25 protein-coding genes and 1 pseudogene are annotated in these 26,511 nt (G+C 36.1%); 22 read left to right on the forward strand and 4 right to left on the reverse strand.

Annotated features, from left to right (window positions below):
- Window positions 1–28 precede the first annotated feature (28 nt).
- Complete coding sequence (locus PYW32_RS05965; protein WP_016175235.1) at window positions 29–1,822, reverse strand: DUF4153 domain-containing protein; 1,794 nt, start codon at window positions 1,820–1,822, stop codon at window positions 29–31.
- 76 nt (window positions 1,823–1,898) lie between these two features.
- Between PYW32_RS05965 and PYW32_RS05970 the strand changes: the two genes are divergently transcribed.
- Entirely contained in the window at window positions 1,899–2,447 is a 549-nt protein-coding gene (locus tag PYW32_RS05970) for a GNAT family N-acetyltransferase (protein ID WP_016175234.1), read from the forward strand.
- 43 nt (window positions 2,448–2,490) lie between these two features.
- Here the strand turns inward: PYW32_RS05970 and PYW32_RS05975 are convergent, their stop codons facing one another.
- Entirely contained in the window at window positions 2,491–2,841 is a 351-nt protein-coding gene (locus PYW32_RS05975; RefSeq protein ID WP_016175233.1) for a DUF2200 domain-containing protein, read from the reverse strand.
- A 127-nt stretch (window positions 2,842–2,968) separates the two neighbouring features.
- Here PYW32_RS05975 and PYW32_RS05980 point away from each other — a divergent pair, with 127 nt between their 5' ends.
- The 5 genes from PYW32_RS05980 (at window position 2,969) to PYW32_RS05995 (ending at window position 5,492) form a co-directional block, all read left to right on the forward strand.
- Complete coding sequence (locus PYW32_RS05980) at window positions 2,969–3,472, forward strand: GNAT family N-acetyltransferase (RefSeq protein ID WP_016175232.1); 504 nt, start codon at window positions 2,969–2,971, stop codon at window positions 3,470–3,472.
- Between the two features lie 462 nt (window positions 3,473–3,934).
- Window positions 3,935–4,228 carry a hypothetical protein gene (locus PYW32_RS13310; protein WP_016175231.1) on the forward strand — a complete coding sequence of 98 codons (294 nt, stop codon included), beginning with the start codon at window positions 3,935–3,937 and terminating at the stop codon, window positions 4,226–4,228.
- Window positions 4,225–4,533 (forward strand): uroporphyrinogen decarboxylase/cobalamine-independent methonine synthase family protein, encoded by a 309-nt coding sequence (locus tag PYW32_RS13315; RefSeq protein WP_016175230.1) that lies wholly within the window; start codon window positions 4,225–4,227, stop codon window positions 4,531–4,533. The genes PYW32_RS13310 and PYW32_RS13315 overlap by 4 nt, the downstream gene beginning before the upstream one ends.
- Window positions 4,534–4,558: 25 nt before the next feature.
- Entirely contained in the window at window positions 4,559–4,897 is a 339-nt protein-coding gene (locus tag PYW32_RS05990) for a DUF6054 family protein (RefSeq protein ID WP_016175229.1), read from the forward strand.
- A 49-nt stretch (window positions 4,898–4,946) separates the two neighbouring features.
- On the forward strand, window positions 4,947–5,492 hold the full coding sequence (locus PYW32_RS05995; RefSeq protein ID WP_016175228.1) for a DNA-3-methyladenine glycosylase I: 546 nt from the start codon (window positions 4,947–4,949) through the stop codon (window positions 5,490–5,492).
- A 95-nt stretch (window positions 5,493–5,587) separates the two neighbouring features.
- On the opposite strand, the gene PYW32_RS06000 is transcribed toward PYW32_RS05995, so the two are convergent.
- Entirely contained in the window at window positions 5,588–6,685 is a 1,098-nt protein-coding gene (locus PYW32_RS06000) for an iron-containing alcohol dehydrogenase family protein (RefSeq protein WP_016175227.1), read from the reverse strand.
- 36 nt (window positions 6,686–6,721) lie between these two features.
- Window positions 6,722–8,479 (reverse strand): EAL domain-containing protein, encoded by a 1,758-nt coding sequence (locus PYW32_RS06005; protein ID WP_016175226.1) that lies wholly within the window; start codon window positions 8,477–8,479, stop codon window positions 6,722–6,724.
- A 232-nt stretch (window positions 8,480–8,711) separates the two neighbouring features.
- Here PYW32_RS06005 and PYW32_RS06010 point away from each other — a divergent pair, with 232 nt between their 5' ends.
- From PYW32_RS06010 to PYW32_RS06080, 16 genes and pseudogenes are all read left to right on the forward strand, one after another.
- A complete protein-coding gene (locus PYW32_RS06010; RefSeq protein WP_016175225.1) occupies window positions 8,712–10,175 on the forward strand; it encodes an ABC transporter substrate-binding protein/permease in 1,464 nt (487 codons plus the stop codon).
- The gene (locus PYW32_RS06015) at window positions 10,168–10,890 is read left to right on the forward strand and encodes an amino acid ABC transporter ATP-binding protein (protein ID WP_016175224.1); all 723 of its coding nucleotides are present in this window, start codon (window positions 10,168–10,170) and stop codon (window positions 10,888–10,890) included. The genes PYW32_RS06010 and PYW32_RS06015 overlap by 8 nt, the downstream gene beginning before the upstream one ends.
- Before the next feature lie 18 nt (window positions 10,891–10,908).
- Window positions 10,909–12,060, forward strand: coding sequence for a pyridoxal phosphate-dependent aminotransferase (locus PYW32_RS06020; protein WP_016175223.1), 1,152 nt, complete (start codon window positions 10,909–10,911; stop codon window positions 12,058–12,060).
- A gap of 398 nt (window positions 12,061–12,458) precedes the next feature.
- Window positions 12,459–13,082, forward strand: a complete 624-nt coding sequence (locus PYW32_RS06025) for a 3D domain-containing protein (RefSeq protein ID WP_016175222.1) — start codon at window positions 12,459–12,461, stop codon at window positions 13,080–13,082.
- A 155-nt stretch (window positions 13,083–13,237) separates the two neighbouring features.
- Window positions 13,238–13,504: an ACT domain-containing protein gene (locus PYW32_RS06030; protein ID WP_016175221.1), complete on the forward strand. Its 267-nt coding sequence runs from the start codon at window positions 13,238–13,240 to the stop codon at window positions 13,502–13,504.
- Window positions 13,505–13,518: 14 nt separating this feature from the next.
- Window positions 13,519–14,868, forward strand: coding sequence for a PFL family protein (locus tag PYW32_RS06035; RefSeq protein ID WP_016175220.1), 1,350 nt, complete (start codon window positions 13,519–13,521; stop codon window positions 14,866–14,868).
- A 16-nt stretch (window positions 14,869–14,884) separates the two neighbouring features.
- On the forward strand, window positions 14,885–15,496 hold the full coding sequence (locus tag PYW32_RS06040; RefSeq protein WP_016175219.1) for an HAD-IA family hydrolase: 612 nt from the start codon (window positions 14,885–14,887) through the stop codon (window positions 15,494–15,496).
- A gap of 68 nt (window positions 15,497–15,564) precedes the next feature.
- Entirely contained in the window at window positions 15,565–16,176 is a 612-nt protein-coding gene (locus PYW32_RS06045; RefSeq protein WP_016175218.1) for a helix-hairpin-helix domain-containing protein, read from the forward strand.
- A gap of 98 nt (window positions 16,177–16,274) precedes the next feature.
- The gene (locus tag PYW32_RS06050) at window positions 16,275–17,867 is read left to right on the forward strand and encodes a putative polysaccharide biosynthesis protein (protein WP_016175217.1); all 1,593 of its coding nucleotides are present in this window, start codon (window positions 16,275–16,277) and stop codon (window positions 17,865–17,867) included.
- Window positions 17,868–17,924: 57 nt separating this feature from the next.
- Window positions 17,925–18,302, forward strand: a pseudogene (locus PYW32_RS06055) (aldo/keto reductase); the annotation flags it as partial.
- Window positions 18,298–18,501 (forward strand): GH32 C-terminal domain-containing protein, encoded by a 204-nt coding sequence (locus tag PYW32_RS13370; protein WP_071859176.1) that lies wholly within the window; start codon window positions 18,298–18,300, stop codon window positions 18,499–18,501. The pseudogene PYW32_RS06055 and the gene PYW32_RS13370, both read left to right, overlap by 5 nt.
- A 74-nt stretch (window positions 18,502–18,575) precedes the next feature.
- On the forward strand, window positions 18,576–19,322 hold the full coding sequence (locus PYW32_RS06060; protein WP_016175215.1) for an alpha/beta hydrolase: 747 nt from the start codon (window positions 18,576–18,578) through the stop codon (window positions 19,320–19,322).
- A 137-nt stretch (window positions 19,323–19,459) separates the two neighbouring features.
- Entirely contained in the window at window positions 19,460–21,082 is a 1,623-nt protein-coding gene (locus PYW32_RS06065) for a glycoside hydrolase family 13 protein (protein ID WP_016175214.1), read from the forward strand.
- A gap of 217 nt (window positions 21,083–21,299) precedes the next feature.
- On the forward strand, window positions 21,300–22,778 hold the full coding sequence (locus PYW32_RS06070; protein WP_016175213.1) for a bifunctional metallophosphatase/5'-nucleotidase: 1,479 nt from the start codon (window positions 21,300–21,302) through the stop codon (window positions 22,776–22,778).
- A gap of 489 nt (window positions 22,779–23,267) precedes the next feature.
- Window positions 23,268–25,109 carry a beta-glucoside-specific PTS transporter subunit IIABC gene (locus PYW32_RS06075; protein ID WP_016175211.1) on the forward strand — a complete coding sequence of 614 codons (1,842 nt, stop codon included), beginning with the start codon at window positions 23,268–23,270 and terminating at the stop codon, window positions 25,107–25,109.
- Complete coding sequence (locus PYW32_RS06080) at window positions 25,099–26,508, forward strand: glycoside hydrolase family 1 protein (RefSeq protein ID WP_016175210.1); 1,410 nt, start codon at window positions 25,099–25,101, stop codon at window positions 26,506–26,508. Before PYW32_RS06075 ends, PYW32_RS06080 begins: the two co-directional genes overlap by 11 nt.
- Window positions 26,509–26,511 lie beyond the last annotated feature (3 nt).

Here is a 26,511-nt window from a genome sequence, read left to right on the forward strand (position 1 = left end):
GCAAGAAACATTTCTTGCGAAGTAAGAATTAGTTATTAAATGAAAGTAGTAGATAGAAATCGCCATCAATATTTCGTTTTTCTTCTACAAAAAGACGTGTAACATATAAGGTTAGTGTGACGTTATCAAACTCTTCACTAAATGTTAAGTCTTCTGGTGGTAACGTGACACTTTCATTGGAAATATTTAACTTTTCAATTTCACGTAAAAAGCGCAAATCATAAGAAGCAAGTGTTGTTTCTTGATCTTTTAGTACGACTCTCAATTGTTTCTCAGCGTCTTCTTCCCAAACTAATTGATATTCTTGATTTTGATAAGTAACGGTTAATTCGTTGGTATCGTTTGCTTGGAGAATTTTACCATCGTACACGGAGAATGGAATGAACAGATTGGCATTGGAAACATCTAGTTGCAAACTATCTTCTTGATCCATATCAATGTAGACGTTTTTCGGCTGTTGACGTCCTTCATTTGGCGTAACTTCATCTAAGGAATAACGTTCAAAACCAAAGACTTGCGCAAAATCACGACTGCTGAGATAGTTTGTATCAAAATAAGGTAATTTTTCTAACTCGTCTACTTTTTGTAGGTAATTGTAACTTTCGACAATTCGTCTTTTATCCGCTTTTGAGAGCTTGGTATTCGGTTGGATTTTATTGTTTTCTAGCATATTGTTTCGAGTCAAGGTTGCTTCTAATTGCTGGGTTTGGCTATAAGTTCCAATTGAAACAGCATCGATATAAGGCAAGATAGAAATAATTGACAAGATAATCAATAATCCAGGTATCCAGGCCATCTTTCTATGCCAGAATAAATAAAGCAAACTTGATAATGTTGAAAAGATAACAAACAATAGAATAAAATATCGACCATCAGTAATCCCTAACTGTTGGTATTTGATAAATGAAGAAGCTCCTTGCAGACCTGTTACGATAAATAACAAAGGAGGGAACAACTTCTTAAAGACGCGTACTGTTTTATTTTCTAACGTATCAATTAAGAATAAAGTAAACCAACCGGCAACCACATAACTGACTAATAAAGGTTCTAAGAGACTATTATTCCAAAAATCACCCGTAATGTTTTGAACAATATACAATAATAAAATCAAAGTATAGGCGATGATAATTGGAATGACAATGTAAGAAAGTAAAATCTCTAAAAATTTTGGTACTGATGCGGAACGAAGATAATTCTCATCTGCCAATGAATAGTCTTTTGGAAAATGTGGAATGAGTGAAAGAAAATATAATGTAAAGAAACCAAACCACGTAAAGGCACCGATATGGGCATAAATATTGTAATCAATGGCTTGAATTAAGAAACTGTAGGCGCCCACAATTGCAAATAGCCCTAACATTAAAACGAGAGAAAAGAGAAAGGCGACGAATATCGCTTTGAAAAAGACCATGAAACTACGAGAAAACGCAAATTCATCCCGTTTAATTGACGGAATCCAAATAATACTTAAACAGATAACAAATACCAGAATAGCACTTCGAACACCTGTTAAATACAGATAGAAATCTGTGTAATATAAATAGAGATAATAACCAACAGAGAATAACAGAACATTTGCGTAAAGTAACAGTGGTACTTGAAACGGACGATTAAATAGACGTTCACTAATTAAGCGGACGGCAATCCCTAACAAACCAGCAATCAATAAAGTCAAAATTTCTTTTCCTAAATCAGTCTCTGTCTCAATCGCAAACATGACAGTTCCAGTTGTTGCTAAGAAAAACAGAATTGAAAACCAAAAACGTGTAATGGCTAGCGACATATTTTTCAATCGCGCTTGACTCTTTTGTGCAAAAGACATATTCATCACCTCTTTTTTTGTTTATTATACCATTGAGGTGGTAAGAAAGGTATAATAATACCAAAGTAGGGAGCCGATGAAAGTAAAAACAGCGCGATTAACGATGCGTCCATTTGAACAAGACGATTTCGCAGATACGTTTGCAATTTATCAACGAGCCGATGTTTGTCGTTATTTATTGCATGAGCCCTGGACGACAGAAAATGCACAAGCAGCCTTTACTAAAAAAATACAAGCACAACAGCTTACACAAGAAACTAGCTTGCAGATAGCTGTTTGTTTGCAAGAGACAGTGATAGGGGGCATTTCCGTTTTTTATACAGAAATGAGAGAAACGTTGGAAATTGGTTATGTTTTTCACCCGGCATACAATGGCAAAGGCTTAGCCACAGAAGCTCTACGCACTGTTATCACGGAACTATTTCAAGAATATACAGTTCATCGCATTCAAGCGATATTAGACAAGCGCAATCAAGCCTCCGAAAAAATTTGTTTACGTCTGGGGATGCGTAAAGAAGGCGATTTTAAAGAAGATTTTTGGAATAAGGGTGAATGGTCAGATACGCTGGTTTATGGTATTTTGGCAAAAGAATGGCAAAATGAAACAATCCGAACGAATAAGTGAGTCTTAGGTCACTCTCAATCGTTCGGATTGTTTGGTTGTTGAATTAGCGCATAATTTTTTCTAGTTTTTTACCTTTCGCTAACTCGTCCACAATTTTATCCAAATAACGAATTTTTTTCATTAAAGGATCTTCAATGTCTTCGATACGAACACCACAAATGACACCTTTAATTAAAGGGGCATGTTCATTTAGCGTGGCACGTTTGAAAAATTCTTCAAAGGTCACTTGTTCAGCTATCAATTTTTGAAGGGTTGTAGTATCAAACCCTGTTAACCATTCGATAATTGTATCTAATTCTTTTTGTGTGCGTCCTTTTTTCTCTACTTTTGTGATATAGAGTGGATACACACTAGCAAAAGTCATTTTATAGACACGCTCAAGATTTGTTTCCATCATTCACACATCCTTTTAGTTAAAGTATAGCATATTTTCATCCGTTGGCAAACGTATGTTCTTATTGAAGTGATTAGTTGCAATCGTTTGCTATCTATAAGAGAATAATGATGAAAGGAGTTTTTTGATGAAGATGAAAATAAGAAAAATGAAAGCAACCGATTGGTCAAGGGTCTATGACATTTATCGACAAGGAATGGAAACCAATTTAGCCACATTTGATGTTGAAACATTGACTTATGAAGAGTTTAATCGCGAACGTTTATTAACTGGTCGATTAGTTGCTTTAGATAAGGAACGGGTGATTGGCTGGACATCTTTAAAACAAGCGTATGAAAAAATTCCAGAATATCATGGGGTAGCAGAAGTCAGTATTTATATTGACGAAGACTATCAAGGGAAAGGTGTCGCAACACATTTATTGCAACAATTAGTGATTGTCTCAGAAGAAGCTGGCTTCTGGATGTTGGAAGCAGATATTTTTGCCAATAATACAGGAAGTATTCAATTACATGAAAAATGTAGTTTTCGTCAAGTGGGCTACCGAGAAAAAATTGGCAAAGATCGTTTTGGTGTGTGGCGTGATTCTGTATTAATGGAACGCCGTAGTCAAACAGTAGGGATTGATTAGATGGGTGATTGACATCAATAATGCGCTCTTTTATACTAAAAATAAAGTGTCATATGAAAAAATGATTAAAAAATGAGAGAAGAGTGAGCTGATGAATTCAATTGAATGTCCCTATCGTTATGATGTTGTAGGAAGCTTTTTACGTACAGAAACACTCAAATAAGCCCGAAAAGAATTTGCAGAAGGGACGATTGATGCAAGTGAGTTACGATTCATTGAAGATCAAGAGATTCGCCAATTAGTAGAAAACAAGTAGCTATCGGACAAAAAATTATTACGGATGGTGAATTTCGTCGTTCGTGGTGGCATTTAGATTTTATTGAAGGCCTACTGGGTGTCGAATCATTTGTCGCAAGCGATGGTATTCAATTTCACGGGAAGAAAACGCGACCAGATAATGCTTGGATCGCCCATAAAGTTGCTTGGAATCCTGAGCATCCATTTCTAGCCGATTTTCGTTATTTGCAATCAATTACGCCAACGGGAGTCGTTGCTAAACAAACGATCCCAGCTTTAGGCATTGCTTTTTTATTAGGTGCTTTATTAAATGAAAAATACAATCAACATCCAACCTACGAAACGATTGATGCGTTACTTGAGGATTTAGTGGTTGCCTATCAAGAAGGGATTCAAACTTTTTACGATGAAGGTTGTCGTTATCTTCAATTAGATGATACTAGTTGGAATTTATTCTGTGACCCAAAATGTATTGGTCGTTATGCAAGTGACTTGAATGAGCTAACTGACCAATTATGAATTCTTTATTTCAAGTTCCAGTAGATGCCTTTTTTTTAGAGTTTGATAGTGATCGTAATGGCGGTTTTGAACCATTAGCAGCGATTCAACACCAGCAAGTTGTCTTAGGATTAATCACGACGAAAACAGGCGAGTTAGAAAATAAAGAAACAATTATCAAACGAATTCAGGAAGCAACAACCTACATTCCTTTGGAGCGGTTGTGTCTAAGCACGCAATGTGGTTTTGCTTCTACAGAAGACGAGCAATGGCAGAAGATTCAATTGGTCAATGAAATTGCCAGAGAAGTTTGGGGCGTTGCATAAGTCATCAAAAATGAGGTGAATGAACATGGCAATATATGAAGCAGATGTAACTGGTACGTTTGAAGAAGTATTAGCTTATCTTAGCGAAACCATTGAACAGGGAAGTAGTACGTGCTCTTTAGAAGAAAGTTCCGAGTGCCAAATTGGAGACACAAAAATTGCTATTCGTGCCTATGAACGTTATAGCTGGCTAGGAGATAATCGAGTGAGTTTGCATTTAACTGTGGCTAGCAATGTTGAACAGACACATGTGACGGTTATTACTACAGGAGGAAGTCAGGGCGTAATCTTTAAATTCAATACGATTGGAGAAGATAACTTCTTACAAACGGTTGTACCAGCAATCCAAAAAATTGAAAAATGAAAAGAGCGCTAATGCTCTTTTTATTTTTGTTCTGAAAGAAGGAATAGCGATGAAACGATGTGATTGGGTAAAAAATGAATTAGATAAGAAATACCATGATACAGAATGGGGAAAACCATTAAATGACGAAGAAAAACTCTTTGAAATGTTGAGTTTGGAAAGTATGCAGGCAGGATTAAGTTGGTCAACGATTTTGAAAAAGAGAGCCAGTATGCAAGCAGCATTCGATCAATTTGATTACGATCAAATTGCACTTTATCAAGAAGAAAAAATTGTTGCTTTACTAAATAATCCTGGTGTGATTCGTCATCGTAAAAAAATTGAAGCACTCGTTAATAATGCACAAGCTTATCTCGCGGTTCAAGCGAAGTATGGTAGCTTTGATACGTTTATTTGGCAGTTTGTAGACAATCAACCCATCGTCAATCATTGGCAAAATAGCCAAGAAGTTCCTTCAGCAACGGAATTATCGACCATTATCAGCAAACAATTAAAACAAGAAGGATTTAAATTTTTAGGAACGACTAGTGTTTATGCTTTTATGCAATCCATTGGTATGGTGAACGACCATTTAGATACTTGTTCCTTTAAATGATACCTACTAACAGAAAAATGATCCGAACAAAAAAAGAGGCACTGACGTTCAAGAAGTTGTGTCTTTTTTTGTTCGGAGCGTTTCTTAATGAAGGGCTACAATAGTGTAGCTTCTTTAATAGTTAATTCTTCCAGTTTTTTCATTGCGGTAACAATTACATCCGGTGTAATTGTTTCTTTTAATAAATGAATTGTTTCCCCAGGTAAGGATGCACGCTCAGCTACACGTTGGTATTCTTCATCAGTTAAGTGTAAATCCATCGCTTTTAATGAAATGGGTAAATTTAATCGTTGATAAAAAGGGAATAACTGCTCAATTTCGGTTAATTTATTTTCAATGACTAACTGAACTAAAATACAATAAGCGACTTTGTTTCCGTGTAGGTGGACATGACTTCCTGGTAAAATAGTCAACGCATCGTGCAGCGAATGAGCACCAGATGTGCGTCCAAAGTCATCACCAAAACCTCCAACCATGCCGGCTAATAAAATATTTGTTTCTAATACATTTAAAAAGGCCGGTATTAAAGTTTTATTTTCCATTGCCAGTAATGCATCCGAACTATCAGCTAATAAGACGTCACGGCACTTTTTCGCAGCAAATTCAGCAACTTGGACTTCAATTGGTTTGATAGCAAGCTGTGCAATAATTGGTTCTGCTTCATACCATTTGGCTAAAGTATCCCCAATTCCAGCAACCATTAATTCAACTGGTGAATGTAAAATCACTTCTGGTTCAATCAAAACCAACGCATTTGCTTGATTGAAGACATCATAACGATCCATTGACCCATCTTCAAAGTAGATGACGCTTAGTGGTGTGTATGCAGCACATGTTGCTGCTAAAGTTGGTAAGATACAAATCGGTACATGCGCTTGATTTGCCGTTGCTTTTCCTAAGTCAGCAACTTTTCCGCCACCGACTGCCACAATGCCATCAATTTGTTCTCGTTGAATGAGTTGCGCAAAAAAAGCTGTTTTGTCATCGGTGCAATCGCCACCATAATATTCAAAGCGACAAGTAATCGTTGTCAGGGAAGGAAAATAAGGTTTTGCGGCTTCCCAAGATTTTTTTCCGTGAAGAATCAAGACATTGCTTAATTTTCTTTTTAGTAGATGGTCTTCAAGACCTTGCCATGCGCCAACGCGGCATTCGTATTCTTGTGGTGCTCCTCTAACAATCAATTGTTGCATCTTTTTCTCCACTTCTTTCTCTCATCAGTTGTATGTTTATTCATCACTAATCGTAAAATTTTCAATAAATTGTCGGAAGTCATGAATAGCTAAGGGGCGGCTAAATAAATAGCCTTGCATATAGTCGGAATGAATCTCTCGAGCAAGTGTAGCATCATTTTCTGATTCAATACCTTCACAACATGTTTTTAAATTTAGATGCTTCGCTAAAGCCACAATGTGTTCGGCGATGATTCCGTTGGTCGTTTGTGTACTCTGCTCTGTAATGAAAGTCGCATCTACTTTGACAATATGTGCTGGCAATTTTCCTAATAGTGCTAATGCAGAATGACCGACACCAAAGTCATCGAGAGCGATTTTAAACCCCATACCCTCTAAATCTTCCATCACTTTTACGGCAATGGGAGACTCTTGGAACGCTTGATGTTCAGTAATTTCCAAGATAATTCGTTGAGGAACAACCTGATATTTCTTAACTAGGTGTTGAATAGTTTTGAAAAAATTAGGTTGTTCGACTTGCGTCACATCAATGTTGATCGATACATTTGGAATCGTTTCATATATTTTGTCTTTGAATACTCGTTCAAAAATCCAATAGGCTAATTCAGAAGTATGACCATGTTTTTCTGCGTATTTAATCAATTCATTTGGCGGGACAAAGCCTAATTCTGGATCATTCCAGCGAAGTAAAGCTTCCGCGCCAACAATTTGTTTTTCATGATTGAATAATGGTTGATAATACATTTCTAACGCATCATTTTTAATAGCTGATGTTAATTTGGCCACTGTTTTTAAACTTTTTACGAATTTTTGTGTCATTTCTTTTGAATAATAGATAATTTTCTTTTGCTGATGCTCGTTTAAACAGATTTCAGCATCTTCAAGTAGTGAGCAAAAATCTGTCGTTTCTTCTGGAAAATGAGCAACGCCAATTTCAAAGTCCATTAAAATGGTTTGGTCAGCAACCGGAACGGGTTGTAATAATTGTTCTCGAATATTTTCTAATAAGTGCTTAAATTCCTCTATATCTGTTAAAGGAGCGGCAAAAATACAAAAGATTTCCCGAGATAAACGATAAAATTTATATTTTTCTGGTAAAAGTTCTTGGATTCTGTGTACCATTTCAAAGGTAACTATTTTGCGAACATTTTTAGAATAAAGAACGGCAATTTCAGCAATGTTACTGCAACGAAATAAAGCAACAGCACAAGGCTGAATGGTTTCGTGTTTTTCAATTTGATCGCTATCATATGCAAATTGATTAAAATTTGCTAAACCAGTTACAGGATCAGTATAGGTTAGATGAGCGGTCACTTCATCGGTTTTTCGAACAACGATTTTGTCTAAAAAGAAAAGACCATAATAAGGACGTTTACCTTGAGGTGCAGGAAAGTGAATAAACTGTATCCATTGTGTTCGTTTTTCACCAGAATAATGTTGATAATCAATGGTGCCATTCCAACCATTTATCGCAGTTCCTTCTTTCCAAATTCGCTGGATATCGGTTTTATGGAGGTTGGTTGGATGAATATTATCCAACGTTTGTCCAATCACTTCTTCTCTATTTTTATGTGTGAGATGCATACCAGCTTCATTGATATACAGGATTTTTTGAGTATCATCCATAAAGAGTATTGGGATAGGAGCAAGATGAATCATTGAAATAAATGCTGCATATTCTGGAACAAAAGGTTGTTGCGTGATCATTCTTAATAATTGGTCATAGGACTCGAATTTTTCCTCAAAAAAATGAAAAGGAATCGGTTCTAAGAGCGGTTTCTTTTCATCCGTCAATGTTAATGTCCTCCTATCAATATAATTTGTTATACCACTCACTATTTTACATTCTTTTCTCATGATATTAAAGGCAAAAACTAATAATTTGTGTTCTTTATTTAGATATTAGAAAATGCGACGAAGGACTGATAAAGGACTTTTCCTTTAAAATGTTCTGTGGTATTATAAAAAGGTTGCAAAAGATGTATAAAAATACATCCTTTAATCAAGTCAAAGGAGAGAAGTCATTGTGAACAAAATGAAAAAATTTTGGTTGTTTGTATTGCCAGTTTTCTTGCTATTGATTCAATTTATTCCATTAACAACAGTACTAGCAGAAACAACTGATCCATATTATGAAAAAATTCAACAGAAAGGAGAATTGGTGGTCGGGTTATCGGCAGACTATGCCCCTTACGAATTTCATGCAGAAATTGATGGAAAAGATACCATTGTTGGTTTTGATATTTCTATTGCTCAGAAAATTGCGGATGATATGGGTGTCAAGCTTCATATTGAAGAATTAGGTTTTGATGCGTTATTAGGTGCGTTAAAAACAGGAAAAATTGATTTGATTATTTCTGGTATGGCAGTCACTGAAGAGCGTTTAGAAGAAGTTGATTTTTCGGATACCTATATGACGATGAAACAACGTGTGATTGTCCGTAAAGATGATGCAGATAAATATCAAAACACGCTAGATTTTGATGGCGTTCCAGTAGGTGTACAAAAACAAACAACACAAGAAGCATTAGCACAAAATGAATTAGTCGGTTCGATTCCAACTTCTTTACAAAAAATACCAGATGTCATCATGAATTTGAAAAATAAAAAAGTAGATGCTGCTATTTTAGAAGGCCCCGTAGCCGAAGCGTATGTCGATCGTAATTCGGATTTAGTATTTGCTGATGTGGAATTTAAAGATGGCAATAAAGATACGGCAGTAGCTGTCCCGAAAAATGCCCCAGTCTTGTTAGAAAGTATTAATACTTCTATTAAAGAGATTAAAGATCAAGGTTTGTTAGAAGCGTATAAAAAAGAAGCCAATGAATTAATGTTTCATGATGAACAAGGTTTTTTTGCGAAATATTATAAATTTTATGTCAATGGCGCAGGGTATACGATTTTCTTAGCTTTTATTGGCGTATTGTTTGGAACCATCTTAGGTGCTTTTTTAGCATTAATGAAGTTAGCAAAATCAAAATTTGTTCGAATTTTAGCAACGATTTATATTGAATATGTCCGTGGTACGCCGTTATTGGTGCAAATCTTTATTGTTTATTTTGGTACGGGTATTTTAGGAATTGATATGTCACGTTTGGCTGCAGGGTGTATTGCTTTAGCCTTGAACAGTGGCGCTTACGTTGCGGAAATTATTCGTGCCGGCATTACTGCTGTGAATAAAGGGCAATTAGAAGCAGCCCGTTCTTTAGGCATGAACCAAGCGCAAGCGATGCGTTTTATTATTTTCCCACAAGCGATTAAAAATATTTTACCAGCGTTAGGTAATGAGTTTGTTACGGTTATTAAAGAATCTTCTGTTGTGTCGGTTATCGGTGTGTCTGAATTAATTTTCCAAGCGGGTAACGTGCAAGGAGCAAGTTTCAAACCATTCTTACCTTACGTGATTGTTTCCTTGATTTATTTTGTTTTAACCTTTACACTTTCTCGTTTATTAGGTGTTGCTGAAAGGAGAATGAGCACAAGTGATTAATATTCAAAATTTACACAAAGCATATGGCAAAAACGATGTATTAAAAGGTATTGATTTAACGATTCATGCCGGTGAAGTTGTCGTGATTATTGGCCCTTCAGGAAGCGGAAAAAGTACCTTTCTACGTTGTTTGAATTTACTTGAACAACCAACAGAGGGGCGTATCGAATTTGAAGGAACCAATATTTTAGATAAAGGAACAAATATCGATCAGTTACGACAAAAAATGGGAATGGTGTTCCAAAGTTTTAATTTATTCCCACATAAGACTGTTTTAGAAAACTTAACGATTAGCCCAATTAAAGTAAGAAAAGAAGAGCCGAAAAAAGCCGAAGAAAAAGCATTCAAATTATTAGATCAAGTTGGTTTAAAAGAAAAAAGTAGTAGTTATCCAGCAAATCTTTCTGGAGGCCAACAGCAACGTGTGGCAATTGCACGTGCTTTAGCGATGAATCCAGATGTGATGTTGTTTGATGAACCAACGTCGGCACTTGATCCAGAAATGGTTGGAGAAGTTTTAGCAGTTATGCAAAACCTAGCAGAAAATGGCATGACAATGGTCGTAGTTACTCATGAAATGGGCTTTGCCAGAGAAGTGGCAGACCGCGTCATTTTTATGGATGAAGGAATTATTCAAGAACAAGGAACACCAGAAGAAATTTTTGGAAATCCGCAAAATCCACGGACTCAAAGTTTCTTAAATAAAGTGTTATAACCAAAGGAGATGCAAAAAATGGATGCATCAAAAGTTGCAAAAAAATACCAACACCCAACAGAAAATTTATTAATGGATATTGCAATGTTAGCTAAAAGCAAAACAGATCTCATTGATTTATCGATTGGTGATCCCGATTTAATTACCGATCAAGCGATTATTGATGCGGCGTTTGTCGATGCAACAGCTGGTCATACGAAATATACCGCTTCTGATGGTAGTCGTGAATTTTTACAAGCTGTTGTTGATCATTATCAAAAACGTTATGGGTTATCTTTTGAATTAAATCAGGTGCGTGGAACAGTCGGTGCGATGCATGGAACATATCTCGCTTTATTGGCGATTTTAGACCCGGGCGACGAAGTGATTATTCATGAACCGTATTTTTCACCGTATAAAGAACAAGTTGAAGCAGCAGGGGGTGTCCCTGTTTTTATTCCAACGTATGAAAAAGACGGTTTTCAAATTGATTTAACGATTTTAGAACAAGCCATTACAGATAAAACCAAAGCTATCTTGATTAATTCGCCGAATAATCCAACTGGTGCGGTCTTTTCGAAAGCGATATTTAAAGGTATTGCAGAGTTAGCAATCGCTAATGAGTTGTTTATTCTTTCTGATGAAATCTATGAGGAATTGAGTTTTTATGAAGACTTTACACCCATGGCTACTTTTGCACCAGAGCATACCATTACATTTAGCGGGCTTTCTAAGGCCTTTGCCATGACTGGTTGGCGGATTGGCTATATGATTGCGCCCGCATATGTGAACGATGTTGTTCGTCAGATTAATGAAAATGTGACCTTTTCTGCACCGTCTATTTCACAACAAGCAGGAATCTATGCTCTACAGCATGCTGACGAACTAGTTCCGAAAGTAGCAGCTGTTTTTCAAGAACGTTTAGAATATGTCAAAAAGCGAGTGGACGCGATTTGGTTTCTTTCATTAGGTGAAATTAAAGGCACGATGTATGCGTTTATTAATATTGAGAAGACAGGCTTAACGTCGGTTGCGTTTGTGGAAAAAGTATTAAAAGAAACCAATGTGTTGATGATTCCAGGCAAAGCTTTTGGTCACACAACTGGCGACACACATGTTCGTTTAGCAGTGACACAAGATATCACACAGTTAAAAGAAGCTTTTGATCGAATTGAAAAATTACTCTTTTAATAGAAGAAAGTGTGTTTCCTAATCAGGAGGCACACTTTTTTAACATATTATATAGTAGAAAACTGAAAATTTTAGCTGATTTTCCTGCCGTTAACTTGTCATAAAAGTTGATATTTTGTAACAATTCATATAAAAAAGCGATTTTTTTTTTTGAATATACCGATTTTTGATATTTTTTAATTTTTTTTATTACAAAAAGTAATAAAGCAATAAAAACGATTCCTTGTTAAATCAACCTTTTTTTGGAAAGAATGGTAATAAATGACAAAAAAATGAAAATTACATCAAATTGAAACATTTCGTCATTTCTTTGTTACCTAAAGAGGTCGAACTCTTGGTAATATTTATCCAGTTGCTTCGGCAATACAAAATTTTGATTTTAAGGGAGTCTATATATAATGAAACAATTCAAACAAATTTTACTAGGTAGTATCGCATTTTTCAGTATCACAGGTTTTTCTTTGGTAGCAAACGCTGACCAAGTAGAACATACAGTAAGTTCACATGATACATTATCAAGCATCTCAATCCAATACTTTGGTGATGCTAGCTATGTTCATAAAATTGCGCAAGACAACAATATTGCTAATCCAAATATTATTTTTGATGGTCAACAATTAAAGATTAACACAGATGGTTCTGCTGCAAGTGTTTCTGCTCCTGTTGAAACACCAGAAGTACAAACAGAAGTCCAAGCACAACCTGAACAAACAACACAAAGTCATTCTGGTCGTACATTAACAATGGAATCAACTGCTTATAGTTCAGATCCTGCTGATACATTAGGCGGCGGAACAATTACAGCGACTGGTCAAAACCTATTAACAAACCCAATGGCTGTTGCCGTTGATCCAAGCGTGATTCCATTAGGTACAAGACTATATGTTGAAGGTTATGGAGAAGCCATTGCTAGTGATACAGGTGGTGCGATTAAAGGAAATATCGTTGACGTTCATTTCTCAACTTACGAACAATGTATTGCTTGGGGTCGTCGTACTGTTCAAGTAACTATTTTAGACTAATTAGTATATAACGAATCAAAGCCAAGAAATTCTTCTCGAATTTCTTGGCTTTTTTTGTAAATATTCAGAAAATATTTACATTTATTTTGAAGGTAGCTATCGTGAGGGGACGAAAGGTATGCTATAATAGAAAAAAATTCAAGGAGGAATCGTTGATGAGAGCTATTTTAACGGTTATTGGTAAAGATAAAGTCGGAATTATTGCAGGAGTTAGTCAAAAACTATCTGAATTAGAAATAAATATTGTAGATGTGACACAAACGATTATGCAAGAATACTTTACAATGATGATGATGTTAGAAATGGATAAGCAAACTGATTTTGAGCATACACGTCAAGAATTATCAAAAGTTGGCGAAGCGCTAGGCGTAACGATCAGTATTCAAAATGAAGAAATTTTTGAAGCGATGCACAAATTATAATCAGGAGGCAAATCATGGAAACAAATCAAATATTAGAAACAATTCGCATGGTCGAAGAAGAAAATTTAGATATTCGTACAATTACGATGGGGATTTCTTTATTGGATTGTATGGATGCTGATGTAGACGCAGCCTGCGAAAAAATTTATCAAAAAATCACTACTCGCGCCAAAGATTTAGTAAAAGTGGGCGAAGCGATTGAAATGGAATATGGTATTCCAATTATTAACAAACGTATTTCTGTCACACCCATTGGTATTGTAGCTTCTGCGTCACGTGCAACAGCACAAGATTGCGTAAAATTTGCCAAAACATTAGACCGCGCAGCACAAACAGTAGGAGTAAACTTTATTGGTGGTTATAGTGCGTTAGTAGAAAAAGGGTATCAAGGTTCGGATCGCGCATTGATTGAATCGATTCCACAAGCATTAGCTGAAACTTCTTTTGTATGTTCTTCTGTTAATATCGGTTCAACCAAAACTGGTATTAATATGGATGCAGTGAAGTTAATGGGTGAAATAATTAAATACACGGCAGAAGCATCTGATATGGGCTGTGCAAAATTAGTTGTTTTTGCAAATGCAGTAGAAGACAATCCATTTATGGCAGGAGCTTTCCATGGTGTTGGTGAAGCTGATTGTGTCATTAATGTCGGCGTTAGTGGACCTGGTGTAGTGAAACGTGCTTTAGAAAAAGTTAAAGGTGAATCTTTTGATATTGTTGCTGAAACAGTAAAGAAAACAGCCTTCAAAATTACACGTATGGGTCAATTGGTTGGACGTGTAGCGTCTGAACGTTTAAATGTACCTTTTGGGATTGTTGATCTTTCATTAGCACCAACCCCAGCTGTTGGTGATAGTGTGGCATTGATTTTAGAAGAAATGGGCTTAGAGTCGGTAGGTACTCATGGTACAACTGCTGCTTTAGCGTTACTAAATGATGCTGTGAAAAAAGGTGGCGTCATGGCATGTAATCATGTCGGCGGTTTATCGGGTGCTTTTATCCCGGTATCTGAGGATGCTGGTATGATTAAAGCTGTAGAAAATGGCTTGTTGAATCTTGAAAAATTAGAAGCGATGACGGCTATTTGTTCTGTTGGTTTAGACATGATTGCGATTCCTGGTGAGACACCGGCTGAAACAATTGCTGCGATGATTGCTGATGAAGCAGCGATTGGTGTTATTAACCACAAAACCACAGCAGTCCGTATCATTCCTGCGAGCGGGGCACAAGTAGGTGATATGATCGAATTTGGTGGGTTGCTAGGAACGGCTCCAGTAATGAAGACAAATCCAGCGAAGTCAACGGACTTTATTCAACGTGGAGGACGCATTCCAGCACCAATCCATTCATTTAAGAATTAGAGGAGTTTTTTATTTTATGTTTGAAGAGTATATTTGGGATTTTGATGGCACATTGTATGATTCGTATCCTGTGATATTAGATGGTTTTATGGCAACATTAAACGATTATGGTATTCAAGCGGATCGTCGGGAAATTTATCAAATTTTAAAAGAAAAATCATCTGCTTCAGTTGCAGAAAAGTATCAATTAGACTTTGATGAGTTTACGAAGGTTTATAAAAAACACGAAGCCAATGATCCACGGATTCCAGTCTCTTATCCCGGGACGAAAGAAATCTTAGAAGCAATCGTTGCAAAAGGAAAGAAAAATTATATCTTAACCCATCGCTTAGTAGCATCCACGCAAGAATTATTAGAACGAGAAGGAATGCTTCATTTAGTTGAAGAAATTGTGGGACCTGAAAATAATTTTCCTAGAAAACCCAATCCCGCTGCTTTGAATTATTTGGTTGATAAATATCAAATGAATCCTAATAAAACTGTCATGATTGGCGATCGTACAATGGATGTTGACGCAGGTAAAAATGCGGGTGTTCAATCTATTTTTTATGATTTAGAAGAATTATTAGAAGATGTTGCTGCTGATTATACGGTTCGTTCAGTCGAAGAAATGACTCAATTTATTTAAAAAAAGTGCTACTTTCAAAAAAGAAAGTAGCACTTTTTTCGTATTTGAGTAGTGAAAGGAGTGGTTTGATGTATAAAATTGAAAAATATAAAAAGTATCTTCCAGTTTGTGTAGTTATTATTGTTGCAATCAGTATTATTTATATCTTTGTCCCCAAAAAAGCCACCGTTTCTGATTGGGAGGAATTACCAATGGAACAGTCAGAAACTTTTACGATGGAAACAACGTCTAGTTCGAGTTCAGCAAAAATAGTTGTCGATATTAAAGGTGAAGTAAAAAAGCCGGGCGTTTATGAACTAGAACCGGGCGCTCGGGTAGAAGAAATTGTGCTGTTAGCTGGTGGATTTACGGATAAAGCAGAAGAACGTCAATTAAATTTAGCAGAAAAATTAACGGATCAGCAAATGATTTATGTGCCGAATAAAGAAGAAGCTAAGGATTTGCCGATACCTACTGTAACAACAGCTAGCGAGGGTTCCTCTCCAATGAATATAGTCAATATTAATACGGCAACGCTCACAGAATTACAAACACTCACCGGAATTGGGCCGTCAAAAGCGCAAGCTATTATTGATTATCGAGAAGAAAACGGCAATTTCAAATCGATAGCAGAACTACAAGAAGTGAATGGCTTTGGTGAGAAAACGGTTGAAAAATTAAAAGAGTCAATTACAGTCTAAGAAAATGTTAAATTTTTCTAGTTATTTTACAAATAAATTTGCGCGATGCATCAAAGTTAGATAAAGTTAATGCAATTGAGAGAAAGAAGAGAATAACTTTGAAAAATAAATTAGTATCAGGAACATTTTGGCTATCGGCCGCAAATATGATTTGTAAAATATTAGGAATTGTCTATTTGATTCCATGGTTAATGTTTATGGGAAATTATCAAGACCAACACCAAGCGCAAGCCTTATATAATGTAGCGTATCTTCCTTATGCGTTATTTTTATCTTTAGGAACAGCAGGTTTTCCTAGTGGGATTGCAAAAAAAATCGCGGAATTAAGTCATCAAAAAGATCAATCAAGACCCAGAGAACTTTTTCGGAGCGCATTAGCTGTTATGGAAGTAATAGGCATCATTTCGACCATTTTAATGTTTATTTTTGCGCCAGCTTTAAGTAAAATTAGTCCTGTTGCCAATCAAGAAGCCGCCATTTATGCGATTCGTAGTTTATGTCCCTCGTTGTTAATTATTCCAATATTAAGTGCAATTCGTGGTTATTTCCAAGGTTCAAACTTAATCATGCCTTTTGGAATTTCTCAAGTAATCGAACAATTGGTACGAGTACTAGTTATTATTGGAGGAACTTATTATATACGTGTTGTGGCAGGAGGTGATATTCTATCTGCGGTAGTTATTAGTACCTTTGCTTCTTGTGTAGGTGGTATTGTAGCAATTATTTATTTAGTCGTTTTAGGAAAACGTGTAGGATTGTTTCGTTTACGAGATTTCTTTATTTTACCACTGCACTATCTGCGGAAATCAAAAGAAGTCACCTTAGGTATTATAAAAGAATCGTTGCCTTTTGTGTATGTGGGTTCTGTGGTTTCTTTGATGCAATTAATTGACCAAGTATCATTGAAACCGATTATTCACTTTTTAAAACCAATTATGAGTCAGGCGCAATTAGAAACTCTGTATACCTTTGCTTCTGCTAATCCTAATAAATTAACGCCGTTATTGCTTTCAATCATTGGTTCAATTACGGTGACATCATTGCCGTTGTTGAGTACCTTAAGAAGAAAAGAGGATTTGCTTACGGGTATTTCAGATACACTACGTTTGTCATTGACAGTATTATTACCATCCTCTATCGGTATGATTTTATTGTCAATCCCATTGAATACCATCTTTTTTGGTTACAATCTAGAGGGTAGTATGTACTTAGCTTTGGCGATTGCCGCAACCTTTTTGACAGGTATCTTTACCGTTTTATTATCGATTTTGCAAGCCCTGAATGCCCATCGAAAAGCAATTTATTTTACGACGCAAGTGCTGTTTTTCAAATTGATATGCCAAGTTCCGCTTGTTTATTTTTTTGAAGGAATGGGCATGTCTTTAGCTTCTATTGCTAGTCTAATTATTTCAGTCATAGGCGTCTATCGCTTTATTACAAAAACATTCGATATTCATCCATTGAGCTATGTTCGGAGATATTACTTAAAAGTATTGCAAGCGACATTCGCGATGGAAGTCGTCTGTATTCTATGCTTCATCGGATTATCGCACATATTAGCGATGAGTAGCAAAATCCATTCGGTAATTTTTGTCGTGTGTATTGCATTAGTGGGTGCAATGGTATTTATGGGGATGGTATTTGGCAAAAATATCAAGCAATTAGTTTTAAATTTCTTTCATTCTTCGTAAAAAGACAAGTTATTTAATACTAATCCAAACAAATAGTGAATTTGCGGTTCAGCAAATAAATTAGCTGCTGAAATTAAAACTTATGAAGCAGCTGTACAAGCAATTGATGAATCATGGGCAAAGATGGAACTTGATTATATTGATTTAATGATTATTCACAGCCCACAGTCTTGGAATGACTTTCGAAATGGTGAACATTTCTTCGAAGGGGATTTAGCAGCATGGCAAGCTTTAGAAGAAGCCTACCGAGTTGGTAAATTACGTGCCATTGGTGTCTCAAATTTTGCCCAAGTAGATATTGAAAACTTACTTAAAAATGGCACCGTGAAACCAATGGTAAATCAAATTTTAACGCATATTGGTCATACACCCAGTGATTTAATTAGCTATTGTCAAGAAAATGAGATTTTAGTTGAAGCGTATTCGCCCGTTGCCCGCTGTTCGTCAAGTAACAGTAGCTCATACCTTACGCATTTTTATCGATCATTCTAGCATTGAAATATTTGCAGATGAGGGATTAACTGTTTTTACTGGACGATTTTTCCTTGAAGGTGAATGGACTTTAGCTATTCAAGGAACGGCAACGTATTGTGACTTGAAGAATCTTGAAATGGTTATAAAAAAAGAGTATTAATGTGGAAAATCCTGTCGCATAAGTGACAGGATTTTTGCATCGTGTTAGAATTTGAAAAAAAGGAGGAACATACGATGATAGAAAAATTTGAGCACTATTTTCCATTGAAACAAACATTCAAACAAATTCATGTGTATCTGCCAGATGATTATGCAGATAGTGAGGAACGCTATCCTGTCATGTATATGTATGATGGTCATAATTTATTTAATGATCACGATGCGACGTATGGTACCTCATGGGGATTAAAAGATTTTCTCGAACAATATGACAAACGACTAATTATTGTCGGTATTGAATGCAGTCATAATGGCAATGAACGGTTAGATGAATATTGTCCATATCCTATTGAAACCAGTTTTTTTGGTACAATGAACGGTTATGGCGATAAATTGATGGATTGGGTTGTACATGATTTAAAGGCGCACATTGATGAATCGTACCGGACGTATCCTTTTCGTGAAGCAACAGCCATTGGAGGAAGCTCAATGGGTGGTTTGATGGCTTTTTACAGTGTGATTGCTTACAATTCCTATTTTTCAAAAGCAGCTTGTTTGTCACCGTCGATTTCTTTGTGTCTGGATCAGTTAAAAGCAGAATGGTTTCATCATAATATTTCTCCCGATACCCGTGTGTATTTTAGTTTTGGTGAGCGTGAAATTGCAGGACGCGAGCAAGTATTAGCTGACGTGGGCTACTTCAACGATCAATTGGTCCAACAAGGTGGTACCAGTTATATCCATGTTCAAAAAAATGGCGGACATAACGAAACAACTTGGAAAAAACAAAATCAATTATTTATGGATATATTGTGGAAATAAAAAAGAGGGCATACAAGAATAAAGTACCCTTGTATGCCCTCTTTCTGTTTACTAGGTTTCTAAATAATTTATAGATTACTGAACTAAAAAAGCGTTATAATAAAGCTATTAATAAAATAATTTTTTGGAGGGTCATAATGAGTACATGGTGGAAAGAAGCAGTCGGTTACCAAATTTATCCGAGAAGTTTTAAAGACTCAACGAATGATGGTATCGGTGATATTAATGGAATTCGTGAAAAATTAGGTTATTTAAAAGATTTGGGGATAGACTTTATTTGGATTACGCCTATTTATGCCTCACCCAATTTTGATAACGGGTATGATATTTCTGATTATTGTGCGATTTCTAGCGATTTTGGTACAATGGAAAATTTTCAAGCTTTGGTCAAAGAGGCAAAACAAGCGAATATTAAAATTATTATGGATTTGGTCATTAATCATACATCGAACCAACATGAATGGTTTGAAAAATCAAGAAACAAAACAGTTGGTTACGAAGATTTCTACATTTGGCATGAACCTGTTGACGGTAAAGAACCGAATGATTGGCAATCGATTTTTGGTGGATCTGTCTGGACGTATGATGACGTCAGACAAGCCTATTATTTCCATACCTTTGCAAAAGAGCAACCGGACTTAAATTGGGATTCTTCGGCGATGAAGAAAAAAGTCTTTGATATGATTGAGTGGTGGGCAGATCAAGGAATTGATGGTTTTCGTATTGACGCCATTTCACATATTAAAAAAGCTTCATGGGATACGCCGAATCATGATGCACAACGCCCGTTTAAAGCTTTCCAAAATGTTGCAGGTATCGGTGATTATTTAACAGAATTAAAAACTATCTTTCAAAAGCATGATTTATTGACTGTCGGTGAAGCCTCTGGTGTAACTGCTGAAGAAGCTGAAATTTGGGTAGGACAAGATGGCTATTTCAATATGATTTTTGAATTTGAACACACCGGGTTATGGCGTAAAACCAGTGACGAATTACCTTTTAAACAATTTAAAGAGGCGTTAGTTCGTTGGCAAGAAGCATGTGCGAATGGTAAAGGCTGGAATGCATTATATATGGAAAATCATGACATTCCCAGAAGCGTATCTGTTTATGGTGACGACAGTCCAGAATACCGAACTATTTCAGGTAAAGCATTAGCAATGGCATTTATGTTATTACAAGGAACGCCATTTATTTATCAAGGACAAGAAATTGGCATGACGAATACTGCATTTCACGAAATTAATGAAATTAATGCTACAGATACGTTGTATATGTATAATGAACTGCTAACAAGTGGTTATTCTGAAACGCAGGCGATGGAAATGATTTCAGCTGTAACACGTGATAATGCACGGACACCAATGCAATGGGATGGGTCTGAGTACGCTGGTTTTTCTGAAGTGACGCCTTGGTTAAAAGTCAACCAAAATAAAGGGGCGATTAACGTGAAGTTAGAACAAGAAAACCCGCATTCTCTTTTTCATTTTTATAAATATTTGATTGATTTACGAAAAACACATCCTGTTTTTATTAACGGAGAATTTCGTTATATTGAAACAGAAGCGGAGCCAATTTTTTATTACGAACGGGCAAATGAACAAGAAACCTATGCGGTGGTTGTCAATTTAAGTAAAGAAGCACAAACTTTTGTTTCATTAGACGAACTCTCAGACAATCAATTGATTGTCTCCAATTATTTGGATTATGATTTTGCAAAGTTACGTCCATTTGAAGCACGTTTATACAAACTAGCATAATTATGTCACGATGAAATATCTGAACGATGAAGCATCATCTCGTTCAGATATTTTCTTTTATAACCAAATATTAACACTACTATTATTGCAAATAGGATAAAAGTAAAAAACATCATAAAAATTGGAATATTTCTTTATCATAGTTGCTTGATTAAATGATTTTGAAAGAGTAAGATTTTAAGCACACTAAAGAAATATGAGTGGGAGAAGATAGCTGATGAACAAAACAAACTTATGTATTTTACATACGAATGATACGCATTCTTACCTTGAGGAATTTGGAAAAAGAGCAGCATTAGTTCAAGAAATCAAACAAAAAAATACTAGCAAGAACATCCATACATTATTAGTCGATAGTGGCGATGTTTTCTCAGGAACCATGTATTTCACCATGTATCAAGGAAAAAAAGAAGCAGAATTAATGAATATGTTGGGCTATGATGCGATGACATTTGGCAATCATGGGTTTGATTTAGGCTCAAAAGCATTGGCTGATTTTTTAAAGATTATTCATTTTCCAATGATTAGTAGCAACGTTATTTGTACACAAGATGCGGATTTAAAAGACTATGTAGGAACCAAAATAGTGCCTTACCAAATGTTGGACTTAGAAAATGGCGAGCGTATTGGGTTATTCGGTATGACCACCCCAAGTACTGTCGAAAGTGCATCGCCAAGTGAAGACATTATTTTTGCAGACCCGAAACAAACAGCTGAAACAATGGTCAACATGTTTCATGCACACGGGATTAACAAAATTATTCTATTGAGTCATCTAGGTGATAATGAAGATGCAGTACTCGCAGAACAAGTATCCGGTATTTCTTTAATTGTTGGTGCGCATACTCACCGTGTACTACAAGAACCTTTAAAAATTCGTCACCAAGAAACTCAATTTGAAACAGTGATTGTTCAAGCAGGCAGTTATGGGGAATACTTAGGGCAAGTAGACTTGACATTTGATACAGTGTCAGGTGAATTACAGCAGGTTACGGCTTGTCTGCATGATATAGCTGCTTATCCACAAGTAGATTCTGCCGTGCAGGAAGTAATCGAAACAATCAAATATGAACGACACCAATTGGCCACTCAAAAGATTGTCGATAATGCGAAAAAAATCGATGGTAATCGCTTGGCTTTACGAAAATCAGAAACAGTTCTAGGAAATATTATTGCAGATGCTTATTTTTATCATGCGCAAAAACAAGGATTCTCGCCAGACTTTGCAGTAGTCAACAGTGGTGGTATTCGTAATTCATTACCCGCTGGTGAAGTCACGTTTGGCGATATTGTTAAAATTTTGCCTTTTTCAAAAACGTTAAAAGTCTTATCAATTACTGGAAAAATGTTGATGGATGCTTTACAAAAGGGCTTGTACCCCCAAGTATCACAGTTGCAAGTTACTTATGACTATGAAAAACCAAAAGGACAACAGTTAGTTGAGTCAAAACTGATCAAAGGTGACCGATTGTTAGCTATCGATGAAAATAAAAACTATATTCTAGCAACCAATTCTTTTGTAGGTATTGGCAAAGATGGCTATAAGGCATTCAAACAGGCGGAGGTATTATTTGCGGGTGAAGAATTAGATGTGCATATTCTGACAGACTATTTGCAACACATGCCACAACCTGTAAGATTTCCAGAAGAACAACGAATTATGATAAAAAATGTGGCGCAAGTGAGCGAGAAGTAAAAGATGTTAAACCTGTGCCAATCACTCTTGAATATGTCACACAACAGTATTGTAATCCAACGAGTTGGTTGGAAGTGGCGGATTTTAATGAACGTGCGATGAAAGTCTAATTGTAGTCATGACAAATAAAGAATAAAAACCAGAGATTGCTCTTAAACAGGCAATCTCTGGTTTTTATTTAGTCTTTCTTTTTCACATCATGTTTGACAGCACAATTCGTTGAACATTCTTCGCAATGACCTTTGCCTTGAAAGTATACATTTTTTCTTTCATGATTGTTCCGAAAAACATATAATAATCATGAAGTAAAAAACGATAAGAAGCTTGCTGATTTGTCATTGAAATCCTTTTCATTGTGTGGTACTATGAATTGACAAATAATGTTATTGGCGTGTTACTGATGATGCAGGCAAGACCAAGACAAGCGATGGATTCATTTCGATGAGTCTCGTTTGTTTTGGTCCTTTTTATTTGAAAGGAGTAGAGAAAATGGATTACAAAGCAGTGGGAAGAAAGGTTTTAGAATTAGTTGGTGGGAAGGAAAATGTGGTTAGTCTAACACATTGTGCCACTCGTTTGCGGTTTGAATTAAAAGATAAAAGTAAAGCAAATACGCAGCAATTAGAAAAAACACCTGGGGTTATTAGTGTCGTTGATAGTGGAGGGCAATATCAAGTTATCATTGGAAATGAAGTGCAAACAGCTTTCAAAGAAATTCAGAAAAGTGTCGGGACTACAAAAGTTCAGCGAAATGTGGGCGAAAAAGAAAGTTGGATTTCACAACTTATTAGTGTAATTTCGACTACTTTTACACCGATGATTCCAGCAATTACAGGTGCAGGGATGGTTAAAGCTATTTTAGCTGTATTAACTTTAACCGGCGTGTTATCTGATACTAGTCAAACTTATATTATTTTAAATACAGTAGCAGATGCGGCATTTTATTTTATGCCGGTACTGTTAGCATATGGAGCATCTATCAAATTTGAAGTAAGTCCTGTTTTAGCGGTGACGGTCGCAGGGATTTTGTTACATCCAAATATTGCACAATTATTTTCAACAGGAGATCCGGTCCGATTTTTAGGAATTCCCGTATTGGCTGCTGATTATGCCGGTTCTGTCTTACCAATCATTTTTACAGTTTGGATTATGTCGTATGTCGAACGTTTTGCTGAATGGATTTCTCCGTCATTTATTAAATTTTTTACGAAACCAATGTTAGTCTTTTTAATTATGGGACCATTAGCACTTGTGGTGATTGGGCCTTTTGGAACATTATTAAATGATTTAGTAGCAACCGGTGCTTCTTGGATTAATGATAAAGCTGCTTGGTTGATTCCTTTCTTAATGGGTGGTTTGCAACCATTCTTAGTTGTCACTGGAACGGCTTGGGCGATGACACCGATTGCGACGATGCAATTGAGTAAAAATGGTTCCGAAATGGTCAATGGACCCGGAATGTTAGCATCGAATATTGCCCAATCAGGAGCAACATTTGCTGTTGCGTTCAAAACGAAAAACAAAGAATTGAAACAATTAGCAACATCAGCAGGAATTACGGCATTGATGGGTATTACTGAACCTTCTTTGTATGGTGTAACCTTAAAACTGAAAAAACCATTGATTGCTTCGATGATTGGTGGAGCAATTGGGGGATTGTATGCTGGATTATCTGGACTTGTACGTTATGCCTTTGTCTCACCTGGTTTAGCAGCCTTACCTGCTTTTATTGGTGAAAATCCAATGAATATTGTTCATGCGATTGTGACATGTCTGATTTCTTTTGGAGCAACATTTGTGATTGCTTATTTCATGGGATTTGAAGATCCAAGTGAAGAAGTGTCAGAGCAACAAATAGAAGGAGAAACCACACTGAAAAATCCTATTAAAGGGCATGTGATTCCCTTATCAGAAGTTAATGACAATGTCTTTTCTAAAGGACTTTTAGGGCAAGGTGTGGGGATTCAACCTGAAGAAAACAGAATCGTCTCTCCAATAGAAGGCACTGTTTTGACAGTATTAGAATCCAAACATGCGATTGGTTTAGTTTCTTCAGACGGTATAGAAGTATTAATTCATGTAGGAATTGATACTGTGAATCTCAAAGGAAAACCGTTTGATGTAGTTGTTCAAGAAGGCGATTATGTGTCTGTTGGTCAGGAATTAATGTCAGTAGACTTTGAAGAAATTAAACAAAATGGTTATGATGATACTGTTATTCTAATCGTTACGAATAGTGATAAATTTACAATTCGAGAAAAAATTGGTTCCATGGTATCACAAGAACCGTTGCTGGTAATTCAACAAGGAGGAGACAACCATGCAATATAAACAGTTAGATAATTTTCCAGCTAATTTTTTATGGGGAGCGTCAATTAGTGCCTATCAAGCAGAAGGGGCATTTGATACTGATGGGAAACTATTGTCTATTATTGACAAATATCTTCATCCAGAAGATGTTGCTAATTTTGATGTGGCATCCGATTTTTATCATCATTATAAAGAAGACATTCAATTATTTGCTGAATTAGGACTGAAAGCTTTTCGTTTTTCAATTGCTTGGACGCGAATTATAAATGTAGAAACCCAAGAAATAAACGAAAAAGGGCTGGCTTTTTATCAACAGGTGATTGATGAATGTTTCAAGCAAGGTATTGAACCGATTGTTACGATGTATCATTTTGATTTACCTTACTTTTTAGAAAAAAAAGGGGGGTGGAAAAATCCAGAAACATGTGATGCCTTTTTAACTTATGCTAACGTTTTATTTGAAGCTTACGGCGATCAAGTTAACTATTGGTTAACAATCAATGAGCAAAATACCATGATTTTACATCCAGGGGCGATTGGCATTCCCGAAAATGGTGAATTGCCAAGCAAAAAAGAATTGTTTCAGATGAATCATGCTGTACTGGTTGCGCAAGCGAAAACCTTTAAATTGTATCATGAATTAAATTTAAAAGGGAAAATTGGACCAGCGATTAATTTAACAGCAATGTATCAAGCAACAGCTTCACCAGATGACGCCATTGCTGCTCATAATTGGGAGACCTTACGCGGATGGTCATTTTTAGATGCAGCCGTTCGTGGAAAACATAACTATTTATTTGAAAAATATCTACATGATCGTCAGTGGTATCCTACAATCACTTCAGAAGATACTTTGGCATTGCAAGAGGGAGCACCGGATTTTATTGCGATAAATTACTATTCAACAGCAACCATTGCTGCAAGTAAGAATGATGGTTCCGATGTTTCAGCGCGTGCAGGAGACCAACAAATTATGCTTGGTGAAGAAGGTGTTTATCGCGCAGCTGAAAACCCATATGTTGGTAAAACACCTTATGGTTGGGTAGTTGATCCAACAGGTTTACGATTAACTTTACGTAAATTATATGATCGCTATAATTTACCTATCTTAATCACTGAAAATGGCTATGGTGCGCCAGATAAACTGGAAGAGGACGGTACGATTCATGATCCAGAACGTATCACATATTTGACGCAACATATCCAAGCGATTCAAGAAGCAATTACAGATGGTGTGGATGTCTTTGGCTATTTACCATGGTCTGCTATAGATGTTGTGAGCACGCATCAAGGATTTAACAAACGTTATGGTTTTATCTATGTTGATCGAACAGACCACGAACTAAAAGAATTAAAGCGTATCAAAAAAGACAGCTTTTATTGGTATCAACAAGTGATTGCTCGTAATGGCTTGGAATAGATA

Origin of the sequence: Enterococcus saccharolyticus subsp. saccharolyticus (assembly GCF_029023825.1) — a bacterium.
Classification (GTDB): Bacteria; Bacillota; Bacilli; order Lactobacillales; family Enterococcaceae; genus Enterococcus_F; species Enterococcus_F saccharolyticus.

Excerpts from the sequence above, each read along its gene's own strand:
- PYW32_RS06000 (WP_016175227.1), bottom strand. The coding sequence starts at position 6,685 with ATGCAACAATTGATTGTTAGAGGAGCACCACAAGAATACGAATGCCGC.
- PYW32_RS05990 (WP_016175229.1), top strand. The coding sequence starts at position 4,559 with ATGGCAATATATGAAGCAGATGTAACTGGTACGTTTGAAGAAGTATTA.
- PYW32_RS06045 (WP_016175218.1), top strand. The coding sequence starts at position 15,565 with ATGTATAAAATTGAAAAATATAAAAAGTATCTTCCAGTTTGTGTAGTT.
- PYW32_RS06020 (WP_016175223.1), top strand. The coding sequence starts at position 10,909 with ATGGATGCATCAAAAGTTGCAAAAAAATACCAACACCCAACAGAAAAT.
- PYW32_RS05980 (WP_016175232.1), top strand. The coding sequence starts at position 2,969 with ATGAAGATGAAAATAAGAAAAATGAAAGCAACCGATTGGTCAAGGGTC.
- PYW32_RS06040 (WP_016175219.1), top strand. The coding sequence starts at position 14,885 with ATGTTTGAAGAGTATATTTGGGATTTTGATGGCACATTGTATGATTCG.
- PYW32_RS06030 (WP_016175221.1), top strand. The coding sequence starts at position 13,238 with ATGAGAGCTATTTTAACGGTTATTGGTAAAGATAAAGTCGGAATTATT.
- PYW32_RS06025 (WP_016175222.1), top strand. The coding sequence starts at position 12,459 with ATGAAACAATTCAAACAAATTTTACTAGGTAGTATCGCATTTTTCAGT.
- PYW32_RS06070 (WP_016175213.1), top strand. The coding sequence starts at position 21,300 with ATGAACAAAACAAACTTATGTATTTTACATACGAATGATACGCATTCT.
- PYW32_RS06060 (WP_016175215.1), top strand. The coding sequence starts at position 18,576 with ATGATAGAAAAATTTGAGCACTATTTTCCATTGAAACAAACATTCAAA.
- PYW32_RS06080 (WP_016175210.1), top strand. The coding sequence starts at position 25,099 with ATGCAATATAAACAGTTAGATAATTTTCCAGCTAATTTTTTATGGGGA.
- PYW32_RS06065 (WP_016175214.1), top strand. The coding sequence starts at position 19,460 with ATGAGTACATGGTGGAAAGAAGCAGTCGGTTACCAAATTTATCCGAGA.
- PYW32_RS05965 (WP_016175235.1), bottom strand. The coding sequence starts at position 1,822 with ATGTCTTTTGCACAAAAGAGTCAAGCGCGATTGAAAAATATGTCGCTA.
- PYW32_RS05975 (WP_016175233.1), bottom strand. The coding sequence starts at position 2,841 with ATGGAAACAAATCTTGAGCGTGTCTATAAAATGACTTTTGCTAGTGTG.
- PYW32_RS06035 (WP_016175220.1), top strand. The coding sequence starts at position 13,519 with ATGGAAACAAATCAAATATTAGAAACAATTCGCATGGTCGAAGAAGAA.
- PYW32_RS05995 (WP_016175228.1), top strand. The coding sequence starts at position 4,947 with ATGAAACGATGTGATTGGGTAAAAAATGAATTAGATAAGAAATACCAT.
- PYW32_RS13315 (WP_016175230.1), top strand. The coding sequence starts at position 4,225 with ATGAATTCTTTATTTCAAGTTCCAGTAGATGCCTTTTTTTTAGAGTTT.
- PYW32_RS05970 (WP_016175234.1), top strand. The coding sequence starts at position 1,899 with ATGAAAGTAAAAACAGCGCGATTAACGATGCGTCCATTTGAACAAGAC.
- PYW32_RS06075 (WP_016175211.1), top strand. The coding sequence starts at position 23,268 with ATGGATTACAAAGCAGTGGGAAGAAAGGTTTTAGAATTAGTTGGTGGG.